This window comes from Paenibacillus alvei DSM 29 (genome assembly GCF_000293805.1).
Lineage (GTDB): Bacteria > Bacillota > Bacilli > Paenibacillales > Paenibacillaceae > Paenibacillus_B > Paenibacillus_B alvei.
Map to the genome: position 1 here is coordinate 77,044 of NZ_AMBZ01000011.1, position 19,108 is coordinate 96,151.

At 48.0% G+C, this 19,108-nt stretch carries 16 protein-coding genes and 2 pseudogenes; 7 read left to right on the top strand and 11 right to left on the bottom strand.

The genetic code is table 11. The features are described from left to right. Positions 1 to 80: 80 nt before the first annotated feature. The 4 genes from PAV_RS27295 to PAV_RS27310 all read right to left on the bottom strand — a co-directional run bounded on the left by PAV_RS27295 (position 81) and on the right by PAV_RS27310 (position 5,797). Positions 81 to 1,826, bottom strand: a complete 1,746-nt coding sequence (locus PAV_RS27295; RefSeq protein WP_051135237.1) for an ABC transporter permease — start codon at positions 1,824 to 1,826, stop codon at positions 81 to 83. Positions 1,827 to 1,840: 14 nt separating this feature from the next. Beyond that, complete coding sequence (locus PAV_RS27300; RefSeq protein WP_005551429.1) at positions 1,841 to 2,920, bottom strand: ABC transporter ATP-binding protein; 1,080 nt, start codon at positions 2,918 to 2,920, stop codon at positions 1,841 to 1,843. A gap of 66 nt (positions 2,921 to 2,986) precedes the next feature. Beyond that, positions 2,987 to 4,084: an extracellular solute-binding protein gene (locus tag PAV_RS27305; protein WP_005551430.1), complete on the bottom strand. Its 1,098-nt coding sequence runs from the start codon at positions 4,082 to 4,084 to the stop codon at positions 2,987 to 2,989. 534 nt (positions 4,085 to 4,618) lie between these two features. Continuing rightward, positions 4,619 to 5,797, bottom strand: coding sequence for an ROK family transcriptional regulator (locus PAV_RS27310; RefSeq protein WP_005551431.1), 1,179 nt, complete (start codon positions 5,795 to 5,797; stop codon positions 4,619 to 4,621). Positions 5,798 to 6,139: 342 nt separating this feature from the next. Here PAV_RS27310 and PAV_RS36615 point away from each other — a divergent pair. After that, positions 6,140 to 7,347 (top strand): annotated as a pseudogene (locus PAV_RS36615) (MFS transporter). Then, the gene (locus PAV_RS27320; RefSeq protein ID WP_005551438.1) at positions 7,344 to 8,435 is read left to right on the top strand and encodes a Gfo/Idh/MocA family protein; all 1,092 of its coding nucleotides are present in this window, start codon (positions 7,344 to 7,346) and stop codon (positions 8,433 to 8,435) included. The pseudogene PAV_RS36615 and the gene PAV_RS27320 overlap by 4 nt, the downstream one beginning before the upstream one ends. Positions 8,436 to 8,603: 168 nt before the next feature. Here the strand turns inward: PAV_RS27320 and PAV_RS27325 are convergent, their stop codons facing one another. Continuing rightward, positions 8,604 to 9,080, bottom strand: a complete 477-nt coding sequence (locus PAV_RS27325) for a hypothetical protein (protein ID WP_005551439.1) — start codon at positions 9,078 to 9,080, stop codon at positions 8,604 to 8,606. 122 nt (positions 9,081 to 9,202) lie between these two features. Then, complete coding sequence (locus PAV_RS27330) at positions 9,203 to 10,117, bottom strand: EamA family transporter (protein WP_005551440.1); 915 nt, start codon at positions 10,115 to 10,117, stop codon at positions 9,203 to 9,205. A gap of 362 nt (positions 10,118 to 10,479) precedes the next feature. On the opposite strand from PAV_RS27330, the gene PAV_RS27335 reads away from it, so the two are divergent. Then, positions 10,480 to 11,154 (top strand): 3'-5' exonuclease, encoded by a 675-nt coding sequence (locus PAV_RS27335; RefSeq protein WP_005551441.1) that lies wholly within the window; start codon positions 10,480 to 10,482, stop codon positions 11,152 to 11,154. An 89-nt stretch (positions 11,155 to 11,243) separates the two neighbouring features. Here PAV_RS27335 and PAV_RS27340 read toward each other — a convergent pair whose 3' ends face one another. Further along, the gene (locus tag PAV_RS27340) at positions 11,244 to 12,068 is read right to left on the bottom strand and encodes an aldo/keto reductase (RefSeq protein WP_005551442.1); all 825 of its coding nucleotides are present in this window, start codon (positions 12,066 to 12,068) and stop codon (positions 11,244 to 11,246) included. Positions 12,069 to 12,520: 452 nt separating this feature from the next. On the opposite strand from PAV_RS27340, the gene PAV_RS27345 reads away from it, so the two are divergent. The 4 genes from PAV_RS27345 (at position 12,521) to cysW (ending at position 15,645) form a co-directional block, all read left to right on the top strand. After that, complete coding sequence (locus PAV_RS27345; protein WP_005551446.1) at positions 12,521 to 12,718, top strand: YezD family protein; 198 nt, start codon at positions 12,521 to 12,523, stop codon at positions 12,716 to 12,718. Beyond that, complete coding sequence (locus PAV_RS27350) at positions 12,715 to 13,782, top strand: sulfate ABC transporter substrate-binding protein (RefSeq protein ID WP_005551448.1); 1,068 nt, start codon at positions 12,715 to 12,717, stop codon at positions 13,780 to 13,782. The genes PAV_RS27345 and PAV_RS27350 overlap by 4 nt, the downstream gene beginning before the upstream one ends. Before the next feature lie 17 nt (positions 13,783 to 13,799). After that, on the top strand, positions 13,800 to 14,669 hold the full coding sequence (gene cysT / locus PAV_RS27355; RefSeq protein WP_005551450.1) for a sulfate ABC transporter permease subunit CysT: 870 nt from the start codon (positions 13,800 to 13,802) through the stop codon (positions 14,667 to 14,669). A gap of 61 nt (positions 14,670 to 14,730) precedes the next feature. Continuing rightward, entirely contained in the window at positions 14,731 to 15,645 is a 915-nt protein-coding gene (cysW, locus tag PAV_RS27360) for a sulfate ABC transporter permease subunit CysW (RefSeq protein WP_005551451.1), read from the top strand. Here cysW and PAV_RS27365 read toward each other — a convergent pair. From PAV_RS27365 to PAV_RS27380, 4 genes and pseudogenes are all read right to left on the bottom strand, one after another. Continuing rightward, complete coding sequence (locus tag PAV_RS27365; RefSeq protein ID WP_005551453.1) at positions 15,598 to 16,821, bottom strand: MGDG synthase family glycosyltransferase; 1,224 nt, start codon at positions 16,819 to 16,821, stop codon at positions 15,598 to 15,600. The genes cysW and PAV_RS27365 overlap by 48 nt on opposite strands. Before the next feature lie 181 nt (positions 16,822 to 17,002). Next, positions 17,003 to 17,443 (bottom strand): spore coat protein GerQ, encoded by a 441-nt coding sequence (gene gerQ, locus PAV_RS27370; RefSeq protein ID WP_409347772.1) that lies wholly within the window; start codon positions 17,441 to 17,443, stop codon positions 17,003 to 17,005. Between the two features lie 301 nt (positions 17,444 to 17,744). Then, positions 17,745 to 18,166, bottom strand: a pseudogene (locus PAV_RS27375) (cell wall hydrolase). Positions 18,167 to 18,302: 136 nt separating this feature from the next. After that, a complete protein-coding gene (locus PAV_RS27380; RefSeq protein ID WP_005551460.1) occupies positions 18,303 to 18,941 on the bottom strand; it encodes an FMN-dependent NADH-azoreductase in 639 nt (212 codons plus the stop codon). Between the last annotated feature and the right edge of the window lie 167 nt (positions 18,942 to 19,108).

Genomic DNA, 19,108 nt, shown 5'->3' on the forward strand with positions numbered 1-19,108 from the left:
GCTGGAAATGGCCATTTCCCAGCTGTATATCATAACGTGGAAAGTGAACCCCTAGGCGGTTCCCACGCAATGACCATCGATTATATAGCCGTGTTGTCGCCCGTTATTTTGCGGGATACGAACAGCACAATGATGATCAATGTAATTTGCAGAACACCATAGGCACAAGCCGTGCCAAATTCGAATGAATACATCCGTTGGAAAATTTCGACCGAAAGCGGCGTGCTCTTGGCAGTAAAGAGCAAGATGGAAGAAACGAATTCCCCAATCCCCTGAACGAAAGCGAGCAGCGTTCCCGCCAAGATGCCGCTTAATGCCATTGGGAACACGACTCTCCGGAAGCTGTACCACCACGATGCGCCCAAATTGCGCGCCGCTTCCTCGACAGATGCATCCATTTGCACCAAGATTGCCGAAGTCGAACGGAACACAAGCGGCAAGTGACGCACGAAATACGCCAGCGGCAAAATCCAGAAGCTTCCGATCAGGACTTGATTAAAGCTGAATACAGTAGGCTCGCTAAAGGCCGCAATCAGGTTGACCGCGACGACGGTACCCGGCAGTGCCCATGGCAGCATAATCAAGACATCCAGCAGCGTCTTTCCTTTAAACCTTAAGCGAACCATCGCATATGCAGCCGCGACGCCAAAAATGACGTTTCCGATCGTCGCCACGAAGCTCATCTGGAAGCTGTTCGCTATTGGTCTCCATGTTTTACTGTCCGTGAACAGCTTCATATAATGCTCAAATGTGTATTCTGGCGGTAATATTTGCGTCGTCCATGTGCCATTCGTTGATAAAGAGATCAGCACCAGCACAAAGATCGGAAGCAGCAAAATGATGACACCAATAATCGATAAAATCATCGCCATGTACTTGCCGAATGCACTCTTCACCTCAGTACGGTGAACACTGATGCCCTTGCTCATGTTCTGGTAGTTGCGCAATCCTTGATACCAACGCATGACAAGCAGAAATACGATGGAAACAACGGAAAGAATCGTCGATTGCGCAGCAGCCATATCCAAATTGCCGTTCGTTCGGGACAAATAAATCTGCATCGTCATCGTTCGTTCAATGCCGAAAATGAGCGGCGCTGTATATGATGCCATAGCGATCATGAACACAAGGAGCGATGACGCAACGAGTGCCGGCGTGAGCATCGGCAGGATTACTCGCCGCCAAATATACAATCTCCCAGCGCCAAGACTTGCTGCCGCTTCTTCGAGCGAAGGATCGAGCCCTCGAATTGCAGATGAAGCCGTCATGTAAAAATAGGTGTACATTGTAAACGTATGTACCACCAGCACGCCCCAAATCCCTTTCAAATAGAAAGGAACTTGGTCGAGATGCAGCAGTTCCTTAAGTGCTCGCGGAATGATCCCGCTCTCCCCATATAAGAACGTAAATGACAATACGCCGACAAGCGGCGGCAGCGCCATCGGAACGAGCACAAGCACAGCCAGCACCTTCCTGCCGGGAAACTCATACCGCTCCAGCAAAAATGCCATCGATACACCCACAATCGCGCACGTAATCACACTTAACACCGAAATATAAATGCTGGTCCACAATGCTTCCAAATTAGACGTATGCTCCAGACTGAAAAATCTCGTGTAGTTCGCCAGCGAAAATGCGTCCTCGACTTGAATACTTTGTACAAATGTTTGAAATAGCGGATAGACGACATATGCCAAGAGAACAAGAAAGAGCGGCGCTACGAGTACATATACAAAATACGGCGATTGCGTAATCGGGCCCGATCGGCGGAGTACGCCCACTCTTGGCTTGGATGGACGAGGCGCGTTAGGTGTGTTCGTTATCATCATTCATCCCCTCTCTATCCTAAGAAGTAAATGCTTTCTTTCGGAATGAGCAGGGAGATGGCTTCGCCACGCCCGCGAACCCGATGCCCTTGATTGACGAACATCGCCTTCAGCTGCTGATCCGCCACCTGCGATACATAGTTCACGCTAACACCAGTGAATTCAGATATAACCACATTGCCCGTTACGATGTTGTCGCCGATGTCATCTTGCCGCGCCTCGCGGATCGATTCTGGGCGAATCGACAATGTCACCTTCCTGCCTGCTTCCAACGTGCAGTCTGGAGATACATTCGCTGCGAGCCCTCTCAAGCTCAGCCCGGGTGCTACGCGAACGACCGCCTCATCATTTTCAATCTGCTCTACCGTACCTTCCCACAGATTGGACTCCCCAATAAAGGAGGCAACGAATCGGTTAACAGGCCGATTATATATTTCTTCAGGACTGCCTATCTGCTGCACAACCCCGCCCTGCATCACCATAATGCGATCAGACATTGCCATTGCCTCGGCCTGATCATGAGTGACGTAGATAGTCGTGATCCCCAATTCTAATTGCAGTCTCTTAATTTCGATTCTCGTTTCTTCACGGAGCTTCGCATCCAGATTGGACAGCGGCTCATCAAGAAGCAAAATTTGCGGTTCTATGACCAGCGCTCGCGCCAAGGCAACACGCTGCTGCTGTCCACCGGACAATTGGTCGATGCGGCGATTGCCGTAGCCCTCCAAATGAACCTGCCGCTGCGCGCGTTCCACGCGCTCCACGACTTCTGATTTTGGAACCTTTCGCACCTGAAGGCCAAATGCAATATTTTCAAACACAGTCATGTGCGGAAATAAAGCGTAATTTTGAAATACCATTCCTGTATTGCGCTTATTCGGCGGAACCGTTGTCACATCCTGATTGCCAAATGCGATTCGCCCCTCGCTCGGAAAATAAAATCCTGCAATCATGCGCAGTGTTGTCGTTTTGCCACAGCCGCTCGGTCCGAGGAAAGTAAAAAATTCCCCCGGCTGAATTCGGATATTCACGTCCGTAACTCCCTTAACGTTCCCGAATTGCTTACTTACATGCTCTAGTGCAACCTCTATCAAGCTGGCTCCCTCCTGTCGGTAAACTGATCAAGGTCAGGCGAAGGGCCCATCCTCCGCCTGAACACTTTATTTTGAACCTTTGCCCTTGATGTTCTCGTCCCAATGCTGCATCCATTCTTTTTCCTTCTGCGCCATTACCGCCCAATCCATGTCAAGCGGCTTCAATTCCAAGCCCTTCAGCCAAGCAGGAAGCGTATCCTTGCTGATATCTGTACGCGTTGGAATCTGGAACAACTTCTCAGCCAGCTCTACCCGCAATTTAGAGTCAAAGAGGAATTCATAGAACTTCATAGCTGCCTCTTTATTCTTGGCCCCCTTCACCACACCGACGCCGTCAACCAAAATTGGCGCTCCGCTAGCCGGATAAATAAAATCAAACGGCTGATTCTGCAATTCCTTCTGAATCATAATGTCCTGCAGGTTCCACAGTGACAGGGTGCCTTCCTCGCGAGCCAACTTCAAATACAGATTAGTCGGATCTTGAGCGTACTCCTTCGTATTGGCATCCAGCTTTTTCAGCCAGTCAAAGCCTTTCGCCGGGTCATTGGCATCCTGCTTATAAATCATCGACGAATAAATCGTTCTCATCGTGCCGGAGGCAAGCACCCCGCGAATGATGATTTTGTCCTTGTATTTTGGATCGAGCAAATCGTCCCAGTCTTTTGGGGCGTCTTCTTTTTTCAAGGCATGGGAATTGTACATAATGACCTCAGGCAGCAGCATCTCTCCATACCAGCGATCCTGGCTGTCCTTGTACAAAGCAGGAATGCTGTCAGCGAAGCTTGGCTTCACGCTTTCCAGCAGGTCTTCACCTGCTGCGGTCATCAGCGCCGATTGCGTACCGCCCCACCAGAAATCCGCCTGCGGGTTCGCCTTTTCCCCACGTACGCGCTCCAAGATTTGCTGCGCACCCATCGTGAGCACTTCTACTTCCATATCCGGGTATTTCGCTTCGAACTTCGGGATAATTTCATCAACGACGTTTTTGTCTCTCGCTGTGTAGATAACCAGCTTTTCTTTGCCTGATGATGCTTTTTCTCCCGCTTGTTGTCCGCCTTCAGATGCAGTCCCGGAACCGCCGCCGCAAGCCGTAAGTGCCAGCATTGCAAGGACAAGCACAGAGCTCATCAACCAAGTTTTTGCGTTCCCCTTCGAATGTTTCATGACGTTCCCCCTACCATTCATTTTTTTGATTCTGGTTTCGCACTGTATCGAATGAATTCATCTTCAATGGACGAAATGAATCTAAGCAATATGGATAAAAGCTATGCGAATGCACAATACAATAGCCTGAATTTATCCAACTAAACAGCCATGTGTGCTTGTTATTCGTCATGCGGGCAATCCCTTTTCACCCTAAAAAATCACGATTGAATTCGCCTTGCTGTTGCAGGAATACAGGGATGATCTGCTTTTTCTCTATGATGAGTGTCGGTGTGAGTAAATGCGAAGTGTGTGTATGTGTAAAATATGTAAGATGCGTAAGGTGGTAAAGTGACTAAGTAGAATATCGATCAAATGAGTAGTCGTTCTACGTTGATAAAAGGGAGAGTTGCATTTGTGAGTAGTGCATCCATCTAAGTTGGATTTCTGCAATAGAAGTAGAGTTGACTTGATGTCAATGTGATAGGTGTGATTCTTACAAATTCTGAAGCCAGCTATGTCATAAAGCAATATGTGCGGGAAATATCGCATCATTTATCTTTGAAATTTGGCCGTAGAGGGGAAAGCCTCCAGCGTGCAATGAATAGCCCCGATCAAGCCGGCCTGATCGCCAAGCAATGCCATCTTCATGATCGGAACAGAAGGAACCCATTCATTCAGCCAATGTTGCATTTTGCGAATGCCTTCGTCCCCAATATGCAGCATTTCACCGCTTAAGATAAGCAGCGCCGGATCCATCACACTTGTTACATTCGCAATCCCATATGTCCAATGCCGGCAGACATCATCGAATAACAATTGGGCTGCTTCGTTTCCTTGATTGGACAAATCAACAATCTGCTTGATGATGCTTGTTCCTGTCTCCATAGAAGGGAGAAGCTTAATAGCTTTATCGTAGATCGCCCTTACCGAATAATTGCGCTCGAACACGCCATACTCGCCTTTGACTTGATTGCCAATGGGCCCGATCATCATGTATCCAATCTCGCCGCTTGCCTCATTAGCTCCTCGATATAGCTGTCCGTCAATAATCATGCCAGCGCCGATTCCCGTACCTGCATACATGTAGATGAGATTGGAATGACCTACGCCGATCCCCTTATGAAATTCACCCAGTGTCATCAAGTTTACGTCATTCTCAATGACAACAGGCAGACCCAGCGCTTCCTCGATCTCCTTCTGCACCGGAAGTCCCATCCAGCCTGTACTGGGGGCGTAGCTGACGGTTCCGGCAGTACGTTGGGTAATTCCCGGCAGACCAAGTCCCATTCCAAGCAGACGCTCCTTCGGAAAGCCGCTTGCGGCAAGCAGTGTGTCTAGGCCCCGCCGAATGCTCTGAATTGCCGTCTCGCCATTCATGGAATGCTGTAAGTTCGTCGTGCGCGAAACGAGCATTTCCCCCTTTAAGTTCGCAATCGCCAATTGCAAAGCGCTGCCTTCAAATACCGCGCCGATGACACCATATGCATCGAAGTTATATTCCAGAAGAATCGGCTTTCTGCCGCCCTTCGATTCGCCGTAGCCGACTTCGCTGATCAAGCCTTCCATAATCATTTCATCCACTAGTGCGGATACGCATGGCCGGCTTAATTCCGTTAACTTCGCCAAATCGGCTCGCGATACTCGAGGGTTATCTCGCAATTGATGAAGAATTCCCTCACGGTTAATATGCTTCACCAATTTTGCGTTTCCCGTTTGGCCCCTGCCAATCAAAAAGCCCTCCCCCTCCCATCTAAGTTAGTTAAAATTATTAACAAAGTCTTGTTGGAGATAGTTTATTGTATGCGCTTACAAATTGTCAATCGTAAATTTCCTAAAATTTCGTATTTTTATTTTTTATCTTTTTTTGCTTCATAACAAGCTGCTGCCAGCGTCCAACACTGCAGCTATCTCCCCTACAAAGCCAAGTTATACGTTTCATGCCTAGTAGACAATGATGCTGAATATGAATATTAATAGCGTTACAGCCTAGACATTCATCCTTTGAAAACCATGTTGAGGAGGATACACATGCAGCAAAGGCTCGTCATTCCACGCTTATCCGTCATGATGTTCATGCAGTTTTTTGTGTGGGGAGCATGGTACGCAACCGCGGGCCTCGCGCTCAGCAAATACGGCTTGTCGTCCATTATTGGAACCGCTTACTCCGTTGGTGCGATTGCATCCATTATTGCTCCATTCTTTCTTGGCATGATTGTTGACCGCTTTTTCGCCTCGGAGCAAGTAATGGGGCTCCTTCATTGCGTTGGAGGCCTGCTTCTCTGGGTAGTTGGCAAGCAAGTCGAAGCTGGCAGCGGAACGACGCTGCTGTGGATATTATTTTTGTATATGCTGTGTTATATGCCCACTCTCGCGTTAAGCAACAATGTAGCTTTTCACCATATTGCGGATGCTGCGAAGACGTTCCCTATGATCCGCGTGTTCGGCACAATCGGCTGGATTGTCGCAGGCATTTTAATTGGACAACTGGGCTATTCGGACAGCTCCGTCATCTTCTATATTTCCGCCATCGCTTCCGTGCTTCAGGGCGTATTTAGCTTTACACTGCCTCACACCCCCGCACCTGCTAAAGGGAAGCCTTTGTCTGCCCGCGATCTGCTTTGCCTGGATGCACTCTATATGCTGAAGGATCGCAGCTACTGTATCTTTATCGTCTGTTCCATGTTGATCTGCATCCCGCTGGCCGCCTACTATTCATTCGCTTCCCCATTTTTAGAGGCCGCTGGATTCGCCAATGTGGGCATTGTCATGACAATTGGCCAAATGTCAGAGATCGCCTTCATGCTGCTCATTCCCTTCTTTTTCTCCGTTTCGGCATAAAAGTGATGCTTTTGGTAGGCATGCTTGCTTGGACACTCCGATACGCACTGTTTGCCTTCGGCGCGCCTGATCAGCTTGCACCGCTCATGATAATAGGCATTGCCCTTCACGGCATTTGTTATGACTTTTTCTTTGTAACCGGTTTTATTTATGCAGAGCAGCAAGCAGGCGACAAAGTAAAAGGCCAAGCGCAAAGCTTGTTGCTCCTCTTCACCCAGGGCATCGGAATCTACTTCGGTTCGCTCATTGCCGGAAGCCTGTTCAATCAGACCGTGACGACCAACGGAGCGGCGGCGCTCGAGCAATGGAAGGGATTCTGGTTGTATCCAGCTGGAGCTGCGCTCGTCGTAGCGCTGTTGTTCTTGCTGCTATTCAAGTCGAAAGAAGCAGCACCTGCTGCACATCAGCAAGGTGCTACATTAGAAAGGAGAGGAACAAAATGAATCGTACAAAAGTAAAAGTAGCGATTTTCGGAGCGGGCTTCGTGGCAGATATACATATGGAATCCTATGCTCGATTCGTTCCAGAAGCAGAGGTTGTTGCTGTATATGCCCGAAATCGTGAAAAAGGAGAGGCCTTCGCAGCTCGGCATGGAATTCCGCAGGTGTATACAGCTATAACTGAACTGTTATCGCATTCCGAATGTGATGTGGTCGATATTTGTCTGCCGAATTCCCTTCACCATCGCGCATGCATTTCAGCCGCAAAGGCCGGCAAGCATGTCATTGTGGAGAAGCCGCTCTGCGTCACCCTGGAAGAAGCCGATGATATGATCGATGCCTGCCGAAGCGCTGGGGTAAAGCTTATGTATGCGGAGGAACTGTGCTTCGCGCCGAAATTCGAGCGGGTACGCAAGCTGGTTGAGTTGGGCGCTGTTGGTGATGTTTATATGCTGAAGCAAACAGAAAAGCATTCGGGGCCGCACAGCGACTGGTTCTATGATATCGAGCAATCAGGCGGCGGCGTACTCATGGATCTGGGCTGCCATGCACTGCAGTGGTTCCGCTGGATGCTGGGCGGAGCCAAAGTGAAAAGCGTATATGCAACAATGTCTACGGTACGGCATGGAGCGATAACGAAGGGAGAAGATAATGCGATCACGATAGTGGAGTTCGAGAATGGCGTTACGGCCATAGCGGAGGATAGCTGGGCGAAACCTGGCGGCATGACGGACAACATAGAGGTATATGGTACGAAAGGGGTTAGCTATGCAGACTTGTTTCAAGGCAACTCTGCGCTGACCTACAGTGAGCATGGATATGACTATGCGATGGAGAAGGCTGGCTCCACGCAGGGGTGGTCATTTACGATCTATGAAGAAGCATTTAATCAAGGATATCCACAGGAGCTGAAGCATTTCATTGCATGCGTGCAAAATGATTTGGAGCCTTGCGTGACAGGAGAGGACGGGCGAGCCGTACTCGAAATCATCTATGCGGCTTATGCATCCGCCAGATTAGGCCGCAAGATCGAGCTGCCGTTCCATGCAGAAGTGAAACGCCCTGTAGAGCTATGGCTCGAAACAGAATGATAAGCTAAGACATCTGCTCTTGTAACAAAAAATAATGGACAAATAAAAAGGCTGCTGCTCTCCTGCTCGTAAGGAATGCACCAGCCTCTTTAACGTTCCAACATTAGATATATAGTTAATTAATTGCATTAATCTTCTCTCGTTTCATTTTCCAAGAAGACTCCCCGTCTACAAATTGTCCTGAATCGACTTTTGATGCCGCTTCATGTGCATTCTCCATTCGTTCATCTCTTGGTCAGACAATGTGTGGAAGGTATCTACTTTCTTGCTTGAACCGTCCTTGAAAAGGACGACGAACTTAGGAAATACGGGTATGAACAAAATTCCTACACGTCCTTGCTCTATACGAATATCTGCTACATCAGTCCACGCGGCACGAAGCCCATATTCATTCCATATAGTCTCGTCATCGTAGGACAATATCTTATTGTTTCGTGCAGTCAATGCCCGTAATGATACAACAAGATTGCTGCCGCAATAGGCAAACCCAATGCATGCAGCAGCTGCAAGAGCAATCCGCAAGCTGAGCGTCAATTTGAAATCGAGAATGGCCAGAGTAAGAAGGACTGCCGAAAATAGAATACAAATAAGTGCAATGAACAATTGGGCAACTGCTTTTTGTTTCCGATACACCACATGATGCATGTTCGCATTTCTCCCTTTTCCACATGTTGTTCAGTTACTTAGCTTTCATTTCGACAGCGTGTCCCCATTCCCCTTCTCACTCCACTTGACATTGCTGCGAAGTTATGCCATATACTTCCTAATTATGCGCCTGCACATTCTGTCACGTCTTCAGTATTCAATCTTTTCTGTTGGAATAGCGTCAACTGCGGCAAACAAATACCTGCAAAAATAAGCACGATCCCTGCCCACTGCAATACGGTTACCTGCTCCCTAAGAACAAGTACAGACATAATTACCGCCGCAGGCAGTTCAGCCGCTCCCAATATGGTTCCTAGTCCAGATCCAATCTTCGGAACTCCGATTCCGAAAAAGATGACGGGAATAATAATGCCGAGCAAGCCCATTGGCAGGCCGAACTTCCACAGGCCACTGCTCAGGGTGCCGTCAAAAATGAAGGCTGGAGGAAACATAACGAATACAACCAGCATCGCTCCAGTAATCATCGACAGGCTTTTCGTTAAAATTGGTACATCGGTTGCAACCCTTCCACTTGCGAAAATATAAACGGCAAAGGAGATCGCGGAAATCATTCCGAATATCGCCCCTTTCCAGCTCAGCCCAGACAGTCCATGATCAGCCAAACCTCCCGCGAAGACAGTTCCCACAAGCAAAATGACAACCGAAATGACCTTCATGCGCTCAGGGCGTGTCCGCGTAACAATAGACTCAAGCAATACACCAATCCATGTAAATTGAAATAGAAATACAACAGCGATAGATGCTGGCAATTCCCCGACGGCAAGACCGTACGTAATTGATGTGCAGCTAACAGACAAACCACAAGCCAGCAAAACCGCTGCTTGCTTCCAACGAAGCTTATACCGTGAGAAAAGTAATGCCATTCCAACTAGCATTAGCCATCCAAAGAAATATTGTCCCCCTACAATTTCCGGAACAGTAAATCCTTCTCTGATTCCCAGCTTCATGATCGATGATAAGGTTCCATAGCTGCAAGCACCAAGGAATACAAGAAGTGCATACTGAAGCAATTTCATAATGATGTTAGGCTCCTCTCACTATATGCACGCAAAAAAGCCCCCTGCGCTATTGGCAGGGGGCGAACGAAACCAAAGGGATCGGGCTATGGCATTACGAGTCAGTACGTTATACCTGAGAACGCGGCCATTCACACGCCTTTGCAAAATTTCGCCTCTCTCTCCGCTGCCGGGGCTGCGAACAGAGTTTGGTGCATACCGTTCTATTTATGCAACTCCATTGTAGTAAGCATCGTTCACGATGTCAATCAATTGCTTCCCCTCCGGGCGACAGTGGAATCCAAGTAGTTCCTCCAACGACCGGCGCAACTTGTGTTACAATAGAACCATCATACGCTGTCAAAAAGGATAGGAGCGGCATCATGTTAGCAATTATTTATGATTTGGAAATGACCGTGAAGCGTAAAAAAGGGGCGTTTGCCGAAATCATTGAAATTGGAGCGGTTAAGGTAACGGAGAGCGACGATAAATTCGTCATTGCCGATACGTTTCAAGCCTTCGTCAAACCGACTCTTTCCCCAAAGTTGACGGAAGATACGGTTAATTTTACAGGTATTACACAAGAGGATATTACAAACGCATCAACCCTGCAGGATGTACTGGATCAATTCATCGCATGGATCGATACAGATGACTATGCACTCTGCTCCTGGGGCCCTGATGACAAAACACAATTTCTTAAAGAATGCCGCCAGAAGAAGATTCCTTTGCACTGGCTGCGCAACCATAACAATTTGCAGAAGCAAGTATCGACCGCTATGAAGCGTGAGCATAACCAGCAAATTGGACTCAAGTCTGCGCTGGAGGCATTGGACGTCCCGTTCGTCGGTAATCAGCATCGGGCGCTGGATGATGCCTACAACACGGCACTCATATATATCCGCATGCAGGAACACATACAACTGACTCGCAATGATGTTCAGGAGCATCCAAGCTATGAAAGCAATGTCGTATACCGGGACGATACAGGCGACGAAGAGCGAGACAATCCTTTCGCAGCGCTTGCCAATTGGAATAAGGACGAAGAAGACAAATAAAACACGGTTTGTCCCAACATATGGGGCAAACCGTGTTTTATTTAAATGTTATATCTATGATTCCGTCTCAGTGTGATTGCTTTTAGCTTTTACAAAACAGCAAACTCATCCGGATTCGGGCCCACTCGCTTGTCCTCATTCAGTGCATCAATGCTGCTCAGCTCCGTGCTGCTTAACTCAAAATCAAATACGTCGAAGTTCTCGCGGATGCGCGACGGTGTAATCGATTTTGGAATCACGACATGTCCGTGCTGCAAGTGCCAGCGTATCACGACTTGAGCTGGTGTTTTGCCGTGTGCGGCAGCAATTGCTGTGATTTTTTCGTTCTGCAAAATGTCTCCGCCCTGCATAAGAGGGCTCCAAGCCTCCAAATAGATATCATGGCGTTGGCAAAATTCACGGAGTTCGTTCTGAGCCAAGCGAGGATGGCATTCCACCTGGTTCACAACCGGCTTCACGCTGCACTCCTGCATGAGGCGTTCCAAATGCGGAACATGGAAGTTGGATACACCGATCGAACGTACGCGACCGTCTGCATACAGCTTCTCCAACGCTTTGTACGTATCTACATACAAATCTTGAGAAGGTACTGGCCAATGAATCAAATACAAATCAAGATAGTCTGTCCCCAACTTATGTAAGCTCTCTTCAAATGCCTTCAGGGTAGCATCGTATCCTTGATCAGAATTCCATACCTTCGTTGTCAAGAATATATCTTCGCGCTTCACGCCTGACTCTTGAATCGCTTCGCCAACGCCTGCTTCATTCTTGTAGATAGCGGCCGTATCAATCAAGCGATAGCCTGTTTGCAATGCAGTCTTCACCGCATCCTTCACCTGCTGTCCTTCCTCTACGCGCCATACCCCAAGTCCTAGCTGCGGCATGCTCAAGCCATTATTCAACGTAATTTGCATGTTCATTGCCTCCTTCATCCCTGTAACGAACTCGGTCATTAATCCGACCTATCCGCTCCATCTTCTTGAATCGCTCTAGGCACCGCCAAGCAGATTGATTCATCCATTTTAGTATAGTATTAAACCGCAGTCTGGTGCAAACCATCATGTCGGATCTCCTTACAAAGATATGGCAAATGCGTACAACATCGTTGCACCCGGCACATCTGAAGAACTTAATATAACTTTGGAAATAAGTAGACTACTGCATTGACTTCCCAATCGGATGCTGATAACATACTGCCATAACACCAATATCTCAGTTATCTTATAGGAAATATAATAATTAATCAACCCAACAACGACGACTTATGATTTCAGTCGACCGGATCACCGGAGACGCATACCTAACTGCATGATTAGGGGTGTCTTCGGTTTTTTGTATTTATTACAACGATAAGGGAGGAACATGCATGAACAGTCAACCATCGCAGCTTGAATTGAACAGCATCCATCCGAAATGGCTGGATCGCATCGCAGAACAATTGAAAGGCTTGAACTACGGATCACTGACCATTACGATTCATGACGGCCACATTGTACAAATGGAACGTACAGAACGCACCCGCTTCGAGCTGGAAAGTACGAAGGGAAGGAGGCATTCTCGATGAAGACACAACGATTGCCGGTGCGCTTCGTAATCATGCTGTCCGTATTGACGCTAGCCTTTCTCGCCTCCTGCGGCCGAACAGAAGCAGGCAAGCCGGAAGCAGCGGAAGGCGCCAAGCAGCCTGCCTCCGAGGAGACGGTTGAACTGCAGAACGTATCCTACGATCCGACTCGCGAGTTGTACGCAGACTTCAATAAAGCTTTTGCTGCACATTGGAAGGAGGTCGCTGGACAAAATGTCGTCATAAAGCAATCTCATGGCGGCAGCGGCAAGCAGGCTCGTGCTGTCATCGACGGCTTAAAGGCCGATGTCGTAACCTTGGCGCTCGCGTACGATATCGATGCAATTCGCAAGGCTGGCCTAATCCAGGACGGCTGGCAGTCCCAATTTAGGCATAATAGCGCCCCGTATTACTCCACGATTGTATTTCTGGTGCGTAAGGGCAATCCGAAGGAAATTCATGATTGGGATGATTTAATCAAGCCCGGTATTCAAGTAATCACGCCGAACCCCAAGACTTCCGGAGGAGCACGTTGGAACTATCTTGCTGCATGGGGCTATGCGTTGTCAGAGAACAATCAGGATGAAAAAAAGGCGAAGCAATTTCTCTCAGCTCTATATGCCAATGTCCCTGTATTGGATTCGGGAGCGCGCGGGGCAACAACCACCTTCGTCGAACGAGGGATTGGCGATGTTCTCATCTCATGGGAAAACGAAGCATTTCTGGCCACGAACGAGCTGGGGCAGGACAAATTCGAAATCGTGGTGCCGAAGCTGAGTGTGTTGGCAGAGCCGCCTGTATCTGTCGTCGACAAAACCGTCGATAAGCGAGGAACACGTAAAGTTGCAGAGGCATACTTAACGTATCTCTATTCAGAGGAAGGACAAGAGATCGCTGCGAAGCATTATTATCGCCCACGGCTTGAGGCTGTTGCTGCCAAGCATACGTCTCAGTTCCCAGAGTTGAAGCTGTTGACCATGCAAGATGACTTTGGCGGTTGGGAAGAGGCACATCAAAAGCACTTCGCGGATGGAGCATTATTCGATCAAATCTATAAAAAGTAGAAGGGAGCACGGTAATCATGACCTCACACTCCACCGCCCTGAGCCGCTCTCCAGAACCGCCGCGGAAGCGCCCCTACTCCGTGCTTCCCGGCTTCCGTTTTACATTGGGTTATACTTTACTGTATATGTCCCTTATTGTGCTTATCCCATTATCAGCGATTGTCTTGAAAACATCGGAACTGAGCTGGAATGAGTTTTGGAACACGATTCTTGATGAGCGCGTCATCGCTGCTTATCGAATCAGCTTTATCGTTTCCTTTGCCGCGGGGCTCTTGAATGTTGGATTTGGGCTCATCGTCGCTTGGGTGCTTGTCCGCTATTCATTTCCCGGAAAACGGTGGATCGACGGACTGATTGACCTGCCGTTCGCGCTGCCTACCGCAGTAGCAGGCATTGCTCTTACATCCATTTACGCGGAGAACGGTTGGGTTGGCCAACTGCTGTACCCACTCGGCATTCACAGCGCTTATTCACTGCTTGGCATTATGATAGCACTTACCTTTATTGGATTTCCCTTCGTCGTTCGCACGGTTCAGCCTGTTCTGGAACAATGGGGTACAGAAGTCGAAGAAGCAGCTGCCACATTAGGCGCCAAGCGCTCCTCCGTATTTATGAAAATTATTCTTCCCGAGTTGGTTCCACCGCTGCTGACAGGCTTTGCGCTCGCCTTCGCGCGAGGAATTGGCGAATATGGTTCTGTCGTATTCATATCCGGCAATATGCCGTATAAGACCGAGATTGCTCCGCTGCTCATTATGACGAAGCTGGAACAATACGACTATGCCGCAGCCACTGCAATCGCGCTTATTTTACTGGTCATTTCCTTCATCCTCCTCTTCCTGATCAATCTGATTCAATGGCGGATGAGCGCTCGAACTTTCAGCTAGAACAAATTACCCAGATCTGTCTTATTTCATAAATCTATTTCCTAAGGAGGAGAACATCTGAATGACGCATATTCCCTTGCTGCACGGCCATTCCAAGTCTCAGCCCAAACTCCTGCAGGAATTGGAGTCGCATCGCAATCATCGCCCACCGTCAGCCTCTCAAGCTAACAACTGCACCACGGAATCACCCGTCGTCCGATATACACTTATTGTGATTGCACTTGGTTTTATTAGTCTCGTCCTGCTGCTCCCATTAGCGGCCGTATTCGTGCAAGCCTTCAAGCGAGGTGCGGATGTCTATTTGGCAGCACTTCTTGATCCGGATGCCTTGCAAGCTATCCAGCTTACGCTGTTCACTGCGGCAATTACTGTGCCCTTGAATGCCCTATTCGGTCTAGCTGCAGCTTGGTGCATAACCAAGTTCTCCTTTCGCGGCAAACAATGGCTTATTACCTTAATGGATCTCCCCTTCTCTATATCGCCTGTCATTGCAGGTTTTTTATTTATTCTGATCTTTGGCGCTAACGGGTGGTTCGGTGAATGGCTGGATGATCATAACATTCGGATCGTATTTGCGCTGCCTGGCATTGTGCTAGCTACTCTATTTGTTACATTTCCCTTCGTGGCAAGAGAACTCATCCCGCTTATGCAGACGCAGGGCATACAGGAAGAAGAGGCAGCCGCAACCTTAGGAGCTAGTGGATGGCGCATGTTCTGGCGCGTAACGTTGCCGAACATAAAATGGGGGCTGTTGTACGGTATAATCATTTGCAATGCAAGGGCAATGGGGGAATTTGGAGCAGTATCCGTCGTATCGGGTCATATACGAGGCGAGACGAACACGATGCCGCTCCATATTGAAATTCTATATAACGAATATCAATTTTCTGCCGCGTTCGCCGTTTCTTCGCTGCTTGTATGTGTAGCTTTATTGACCATTGCGGCTAAGCATTGGCTTGCCCGCAAACAAGAATGAGTACGGCCTTTCCGTCGTAATCGTATCCAGGATGTCAACTGCGATCCGCTGTGCAGCATGCGGGTGCGTTAGACTCGCCATACTGCGTTTCATCGTTTCTAGCAGTGAAGGCTGATTGTACGCATCGCACAATCTTATCGCCAGCTCTATATCTTGCCGCGCAACAAGGGCTGCCCCATGTCGGGCGAAATATCGAGCATTCTCTCGCTCTTGACCCGGTTGGGGACGTGCAATAAATAGCGGAACCTGCAGGGCAAGTGCTTCGGTCAACGTAACGCCTCCTGCCTTCGTCACCATCGCATCGGCGCAAGACATAAGCTCGTGAATTGCTGTCACATAGCCGAATATATGGACATTCCCAGCATAGATAAACTTCGCCCGAAGCTCTGATTCCCGGCGTTCATTTCTGCCGCATACGATCGCAGTCTGATGATTCGGTATTCTTTCAAGCAAGCGAAGAAATCGATTCGATAACGCCTGAGTTCCGAGTCCACCTGACATGATTAAAGTGGTGCGAAGATTCGAATTTAATCCATATTTACGGTACATAGCTTCTGATTTCAAATGGCTAGAACAAAGAAAATGCTGCTTGTTCGAGGCTGCTGGCTGCATCTCAAATTCATCGCGAATGGGAATCCCACTTACATGCACAAGCTCTGGAGAGATGCCTGAGAGAATCATTTGTTCAGCTAGATCGTCCGTAGCGACGTAGTACCGATCCGTTGTGGACAATATCCAGCGATGATGCAGATCATAATCAGTTATTACTGTAAACGTAGGGATATGCTTGTTCATTTTGCGGACAACAGAGGATACATCAAAATAGGGAAAAGTACTAATAATGCCATCTGGCCGATGCTCCACCAGAAGCTGCTTGAGTTTTCGCTTGCCTAGCGTAAAGCCAGTTCGTACAAGAGGATGTGTTCGTTCTATTCGACGGGTTGAATAGTAGCTCCATCCATAATAATGAATGCCGTATTGCGACAACGTCTGACTTTGCACAAATAAAAAACGAAACATCGCATCCATCATCGGATGCGCCTCTGCCATTAAATCTACAACGATAACCTGCGCCCCCAGCCTTTCCAACTGACCTTTGAGTGCGTGTGTAACCATCCAATGCCCCTCCCCGAATCGGGACGTTAAGATCATGATCTTGTAAGCAGCATTCTGCATTCTTTATTTTTCCTCCTTTCCTTCGGATATTTTATTTTTCTCTCCTTTCCTTCGGATTATAACGCTTCATCCTCATCAGAGATTTAACGGAAGTTGGATGTTTTGTGAATAGAAAGCAAAGAGCCGCCCAGTCCCTCTGAGAGGCGGCGGCTTGCTGGCGGATTTACCTTCTATTCATTGATTATTGCTCTTCTGTGGATTCAGTCTCACGGAAAGGATACTGATAGTTAAGAGGCTCATCAAATGTGGCATAATCGAAGTTAACCATCAACAGCATAATGCGCTGACCTGTTCTTGGATCGCTAATAATGAGATGGTCACGGCCAGCAGCCTCAATTTTTCCACGGAATATCTTAGCGTTCCATTCCGAGTTGTTCTCATATGTCATATAGAACGTCCCGACCTTGCCAATGTTCAAACGTAAAATATTTTCGATGAAAGATTGCTCTTGAGGAAGCCCCGTAATTGTGCCGGAAGGTGTCATCAAATCTCCGCTGGAAACCATAGGCGGTGTAGCTTGCTGCATAGCAATTGGTTGTTGCATTGTCGTAGGCTGTTGCATCGCCATAGGCTGCTGCATTGACATAGGCTGCTGCATTGACATAGGCTGTTGCATGGCCATAGGCTGCATTGACATGGGCTGCATTCCCATCGGCTGCATCGCCATAGGCTGATTTGCAGTAGGGTGGTGCATTGCCATATGCTGCATCGTTACACCTTGCGTCCACGGAGCAGGATATGGTGTCGGTGTTGGGCTAGTCGGAGCTGTTGAGCCGCAGCAAGACCCGCCTTTTGACATGCTCATTGGAGAAATCGAATGAAAATCGGATTGGTTTGGAGTTGGATTACCATAACTCATGTAATTCATGCAACACTCTCTCCTTTACAGTCTCTACATGGACTGATTTTATAATGACTAACCATTACCCACTGTATACTTCTGGACAGTCGTCTCCAGATGGAGAAAAGAAACTATGTGCCCTATAGCGACCTGAATTTTGTTGATTGAACCACGTATCCGGGCAATCTCCAACTGGTCTGAAGAACATAGTGCATTATGAAGCAGGCCAGGTGCGTTTCCATTAATCGCTCGCTGCGCCAACCGAATATCGGCATCACGGGCACGCTGATCGGAATAACCCTTCTGCGCCGCCTCAATCCCCTGGATTTTGATACCATATCCCTCATTGAGCGAATATCCTGGAAATCTAAGCAGTCCCCACGGATTCGGTTTACCCGACATTGCCTACCGTGAGCATGCCAGGCTCCCCCTCATCTTCTGCTTCAGCCCGCATAAGCGTGCAAGGAGCCTGACATCTTCTGAATTCACCTTAATGACCGCCATCTGCAACCTCCTTCCTCCTGTCACTCGATACCATCATATGTGCAAGAGCCCATTTGGTGACAACGAAAAATAAGCCGGCTCCAATTGGAGCCGACTTATAGTGAAGTGCGAACTTTCATCATTTGTTACAATTTATTTATTTCATAGATGCTGCCAAGCTTTTAGCGCTTTGCTCAGCACGTTGCTTCGCGGAAGCAAGAATTTCTTCTGCACGATCAGGTGTCGCAGCCATGCCTTCTACAACGATATTTTCGTAATCGCTAATGCCGATGAAGCCCATAATCGCTTGCAGATAAGTGTCTGCGAAGCGAAGACCAGCTGTAGGACCTTCGGAGTATACGCCGCCGCGCGCTTCGATGTGTACCACTTTCTTCCCTCCGAGCAAGCCTTGTGGGCCTTCTGCTGTGTACTTGAATGTACGGCCAGCGATAATCACGTTATCGATATATGCTTTAAGAAGCGGCGGATAGCTCAAGTTCCACATTGGAGTAATGAATACAACAACATCTGCTGCAATAAATTGCTCCAAAATCTCATTCATGCGGCCCAATGTGTTTGTTTGTTCAGCAGACAAAGCTTCGCCTGCTCCAGCTTTACCCCAAGCATCCAATACTGTGCCGTCGATCAATGGAATGTTTTCTTCATACAAATTTACGCGTTCGACTTGAACATTAGCTTCTGCTTGAAGAGCAGCCAAATAGTGCTCACCAAGACGAAGACCGAAAGACAATTCAGTTGGTTTTGGATTGGAGTTAATAACAAGTACCTTTTTCATCAGTTCACCTCAAAAATGAATTTGTTTCGTTAACTTACGGATACATGCTCATTCCGATAGGACAACTCATAGCATGCGGCAAATTGTTGATGTTGACTCAGCATTGTCCGCCTATTTAATAACATTTACTTACTTTATGTAAGTATAATAAACTCCATACTTACTTT

What these genes read in the sequence shown, in the direction of transcription:
- PAV_RS27365 (WP_005551453.1), bottom strand. Translation starts at nt 16,821, where the DNA reads ATGCAGAATGCTGCTTACAAGATCATGATCTTAACGTCCCGATTCGGG.
- PAV_RS27330 (WP_005551440.1), bottom strand. Translation starts at nt 10,117, where the DNA reads ATGAAATTGCTTCAGTATGCACTTCTTGTATTCCTTGGTGCTTGCAGC.
- PAV_RS27325 (WP_005551439.1), bottom strand. Translation starts at nt 9,080, where the DNA reads ATGCATCATGTGGTGTATCGGAAACAAAAAGCAGTTGCCCAATTGTTC.
- PAV_RS27305 (WP_005551430.1), bottom strand. Translation starts at nt 4,084, where the DNA reads ATGAAACATTCGAAGGGGAACGCAAAAACTTGGTTGATGAGCTCTGTG.
- PAV_RS27350 (WP_005551448.1), top strand. Translation starts at nt 12,715, where the DNA reads ATGAAGACACAACGATTGCCGGTGCGCTTCGTAATCATGCTGTCCGTA.
- PAV_RS27295 (WP_051135237.1), bottom strand. Translation starts at nt 1,826, where the DNA reads ATGATAACGAACACACCTAACGCGCCTCGTCCATCCAAGCCAAGAGTG.
- PAV_RS27340 (WP_005551442.1), bottom strand. Translation starts at nt 12,068, where the DNA reads ATGCAAATTACGTTGAATAATGGCTTGAGCATGCCGCAGCTAGGACTT.
- gerQ (WP_409347772.1), bottom strand. Translation starts at nt 17,443, where the DNA reads ATGGCCATGCAACAGCCTATGTCAATGCAGCAGCCTATGTCAATGCAG.
- PAV_RS27345 (WP_005551446.1), top strand. Translation starts at nt 12,521, where the DNA reads ATGAACAGTCAACCATCGCAGCTTGAATTGAACAGCATCCATCCGAAA.
- cysW (WP_005551451.1), top strand. Translation starts at nt 14,731, where the DNA reads ATGACGCATATTCCCTTGCTGCACGGCCATTCCAAGTCTCAGCCCAAA.
- PAV_RS27320 (WP_005551438.1), top strand. Translation starts at nt 7,344, where the DNA reads ATGAATCGTACAAAAGTAAAAGTAGCGATTTTCGGAGCGGGCTTCGTG.
- cysT (WP_005551450.1), top strand. Translation starts at nt 13,800, where the DNA reads ATGACCTCACACTCCACCGCCCTGAGCCGCTCTCCAGAACCGCCGCGG.
- PAV_RS27380 (WP_005551460.1), bottom strand. Translation starts at nt 18,941, where the DNA reads ATGAAAAAGGTACTTGTTATTAACTCCAATCCAAAACCAACTGAATTG.
- PAV_RS27335 (WP_005551441.1), top strand. Translation starts at nt 10,480, where the DNA reads ATGTTAGCAATTATTTATGATTTGGAAATGACCGTGAAGCGTAAAAAA.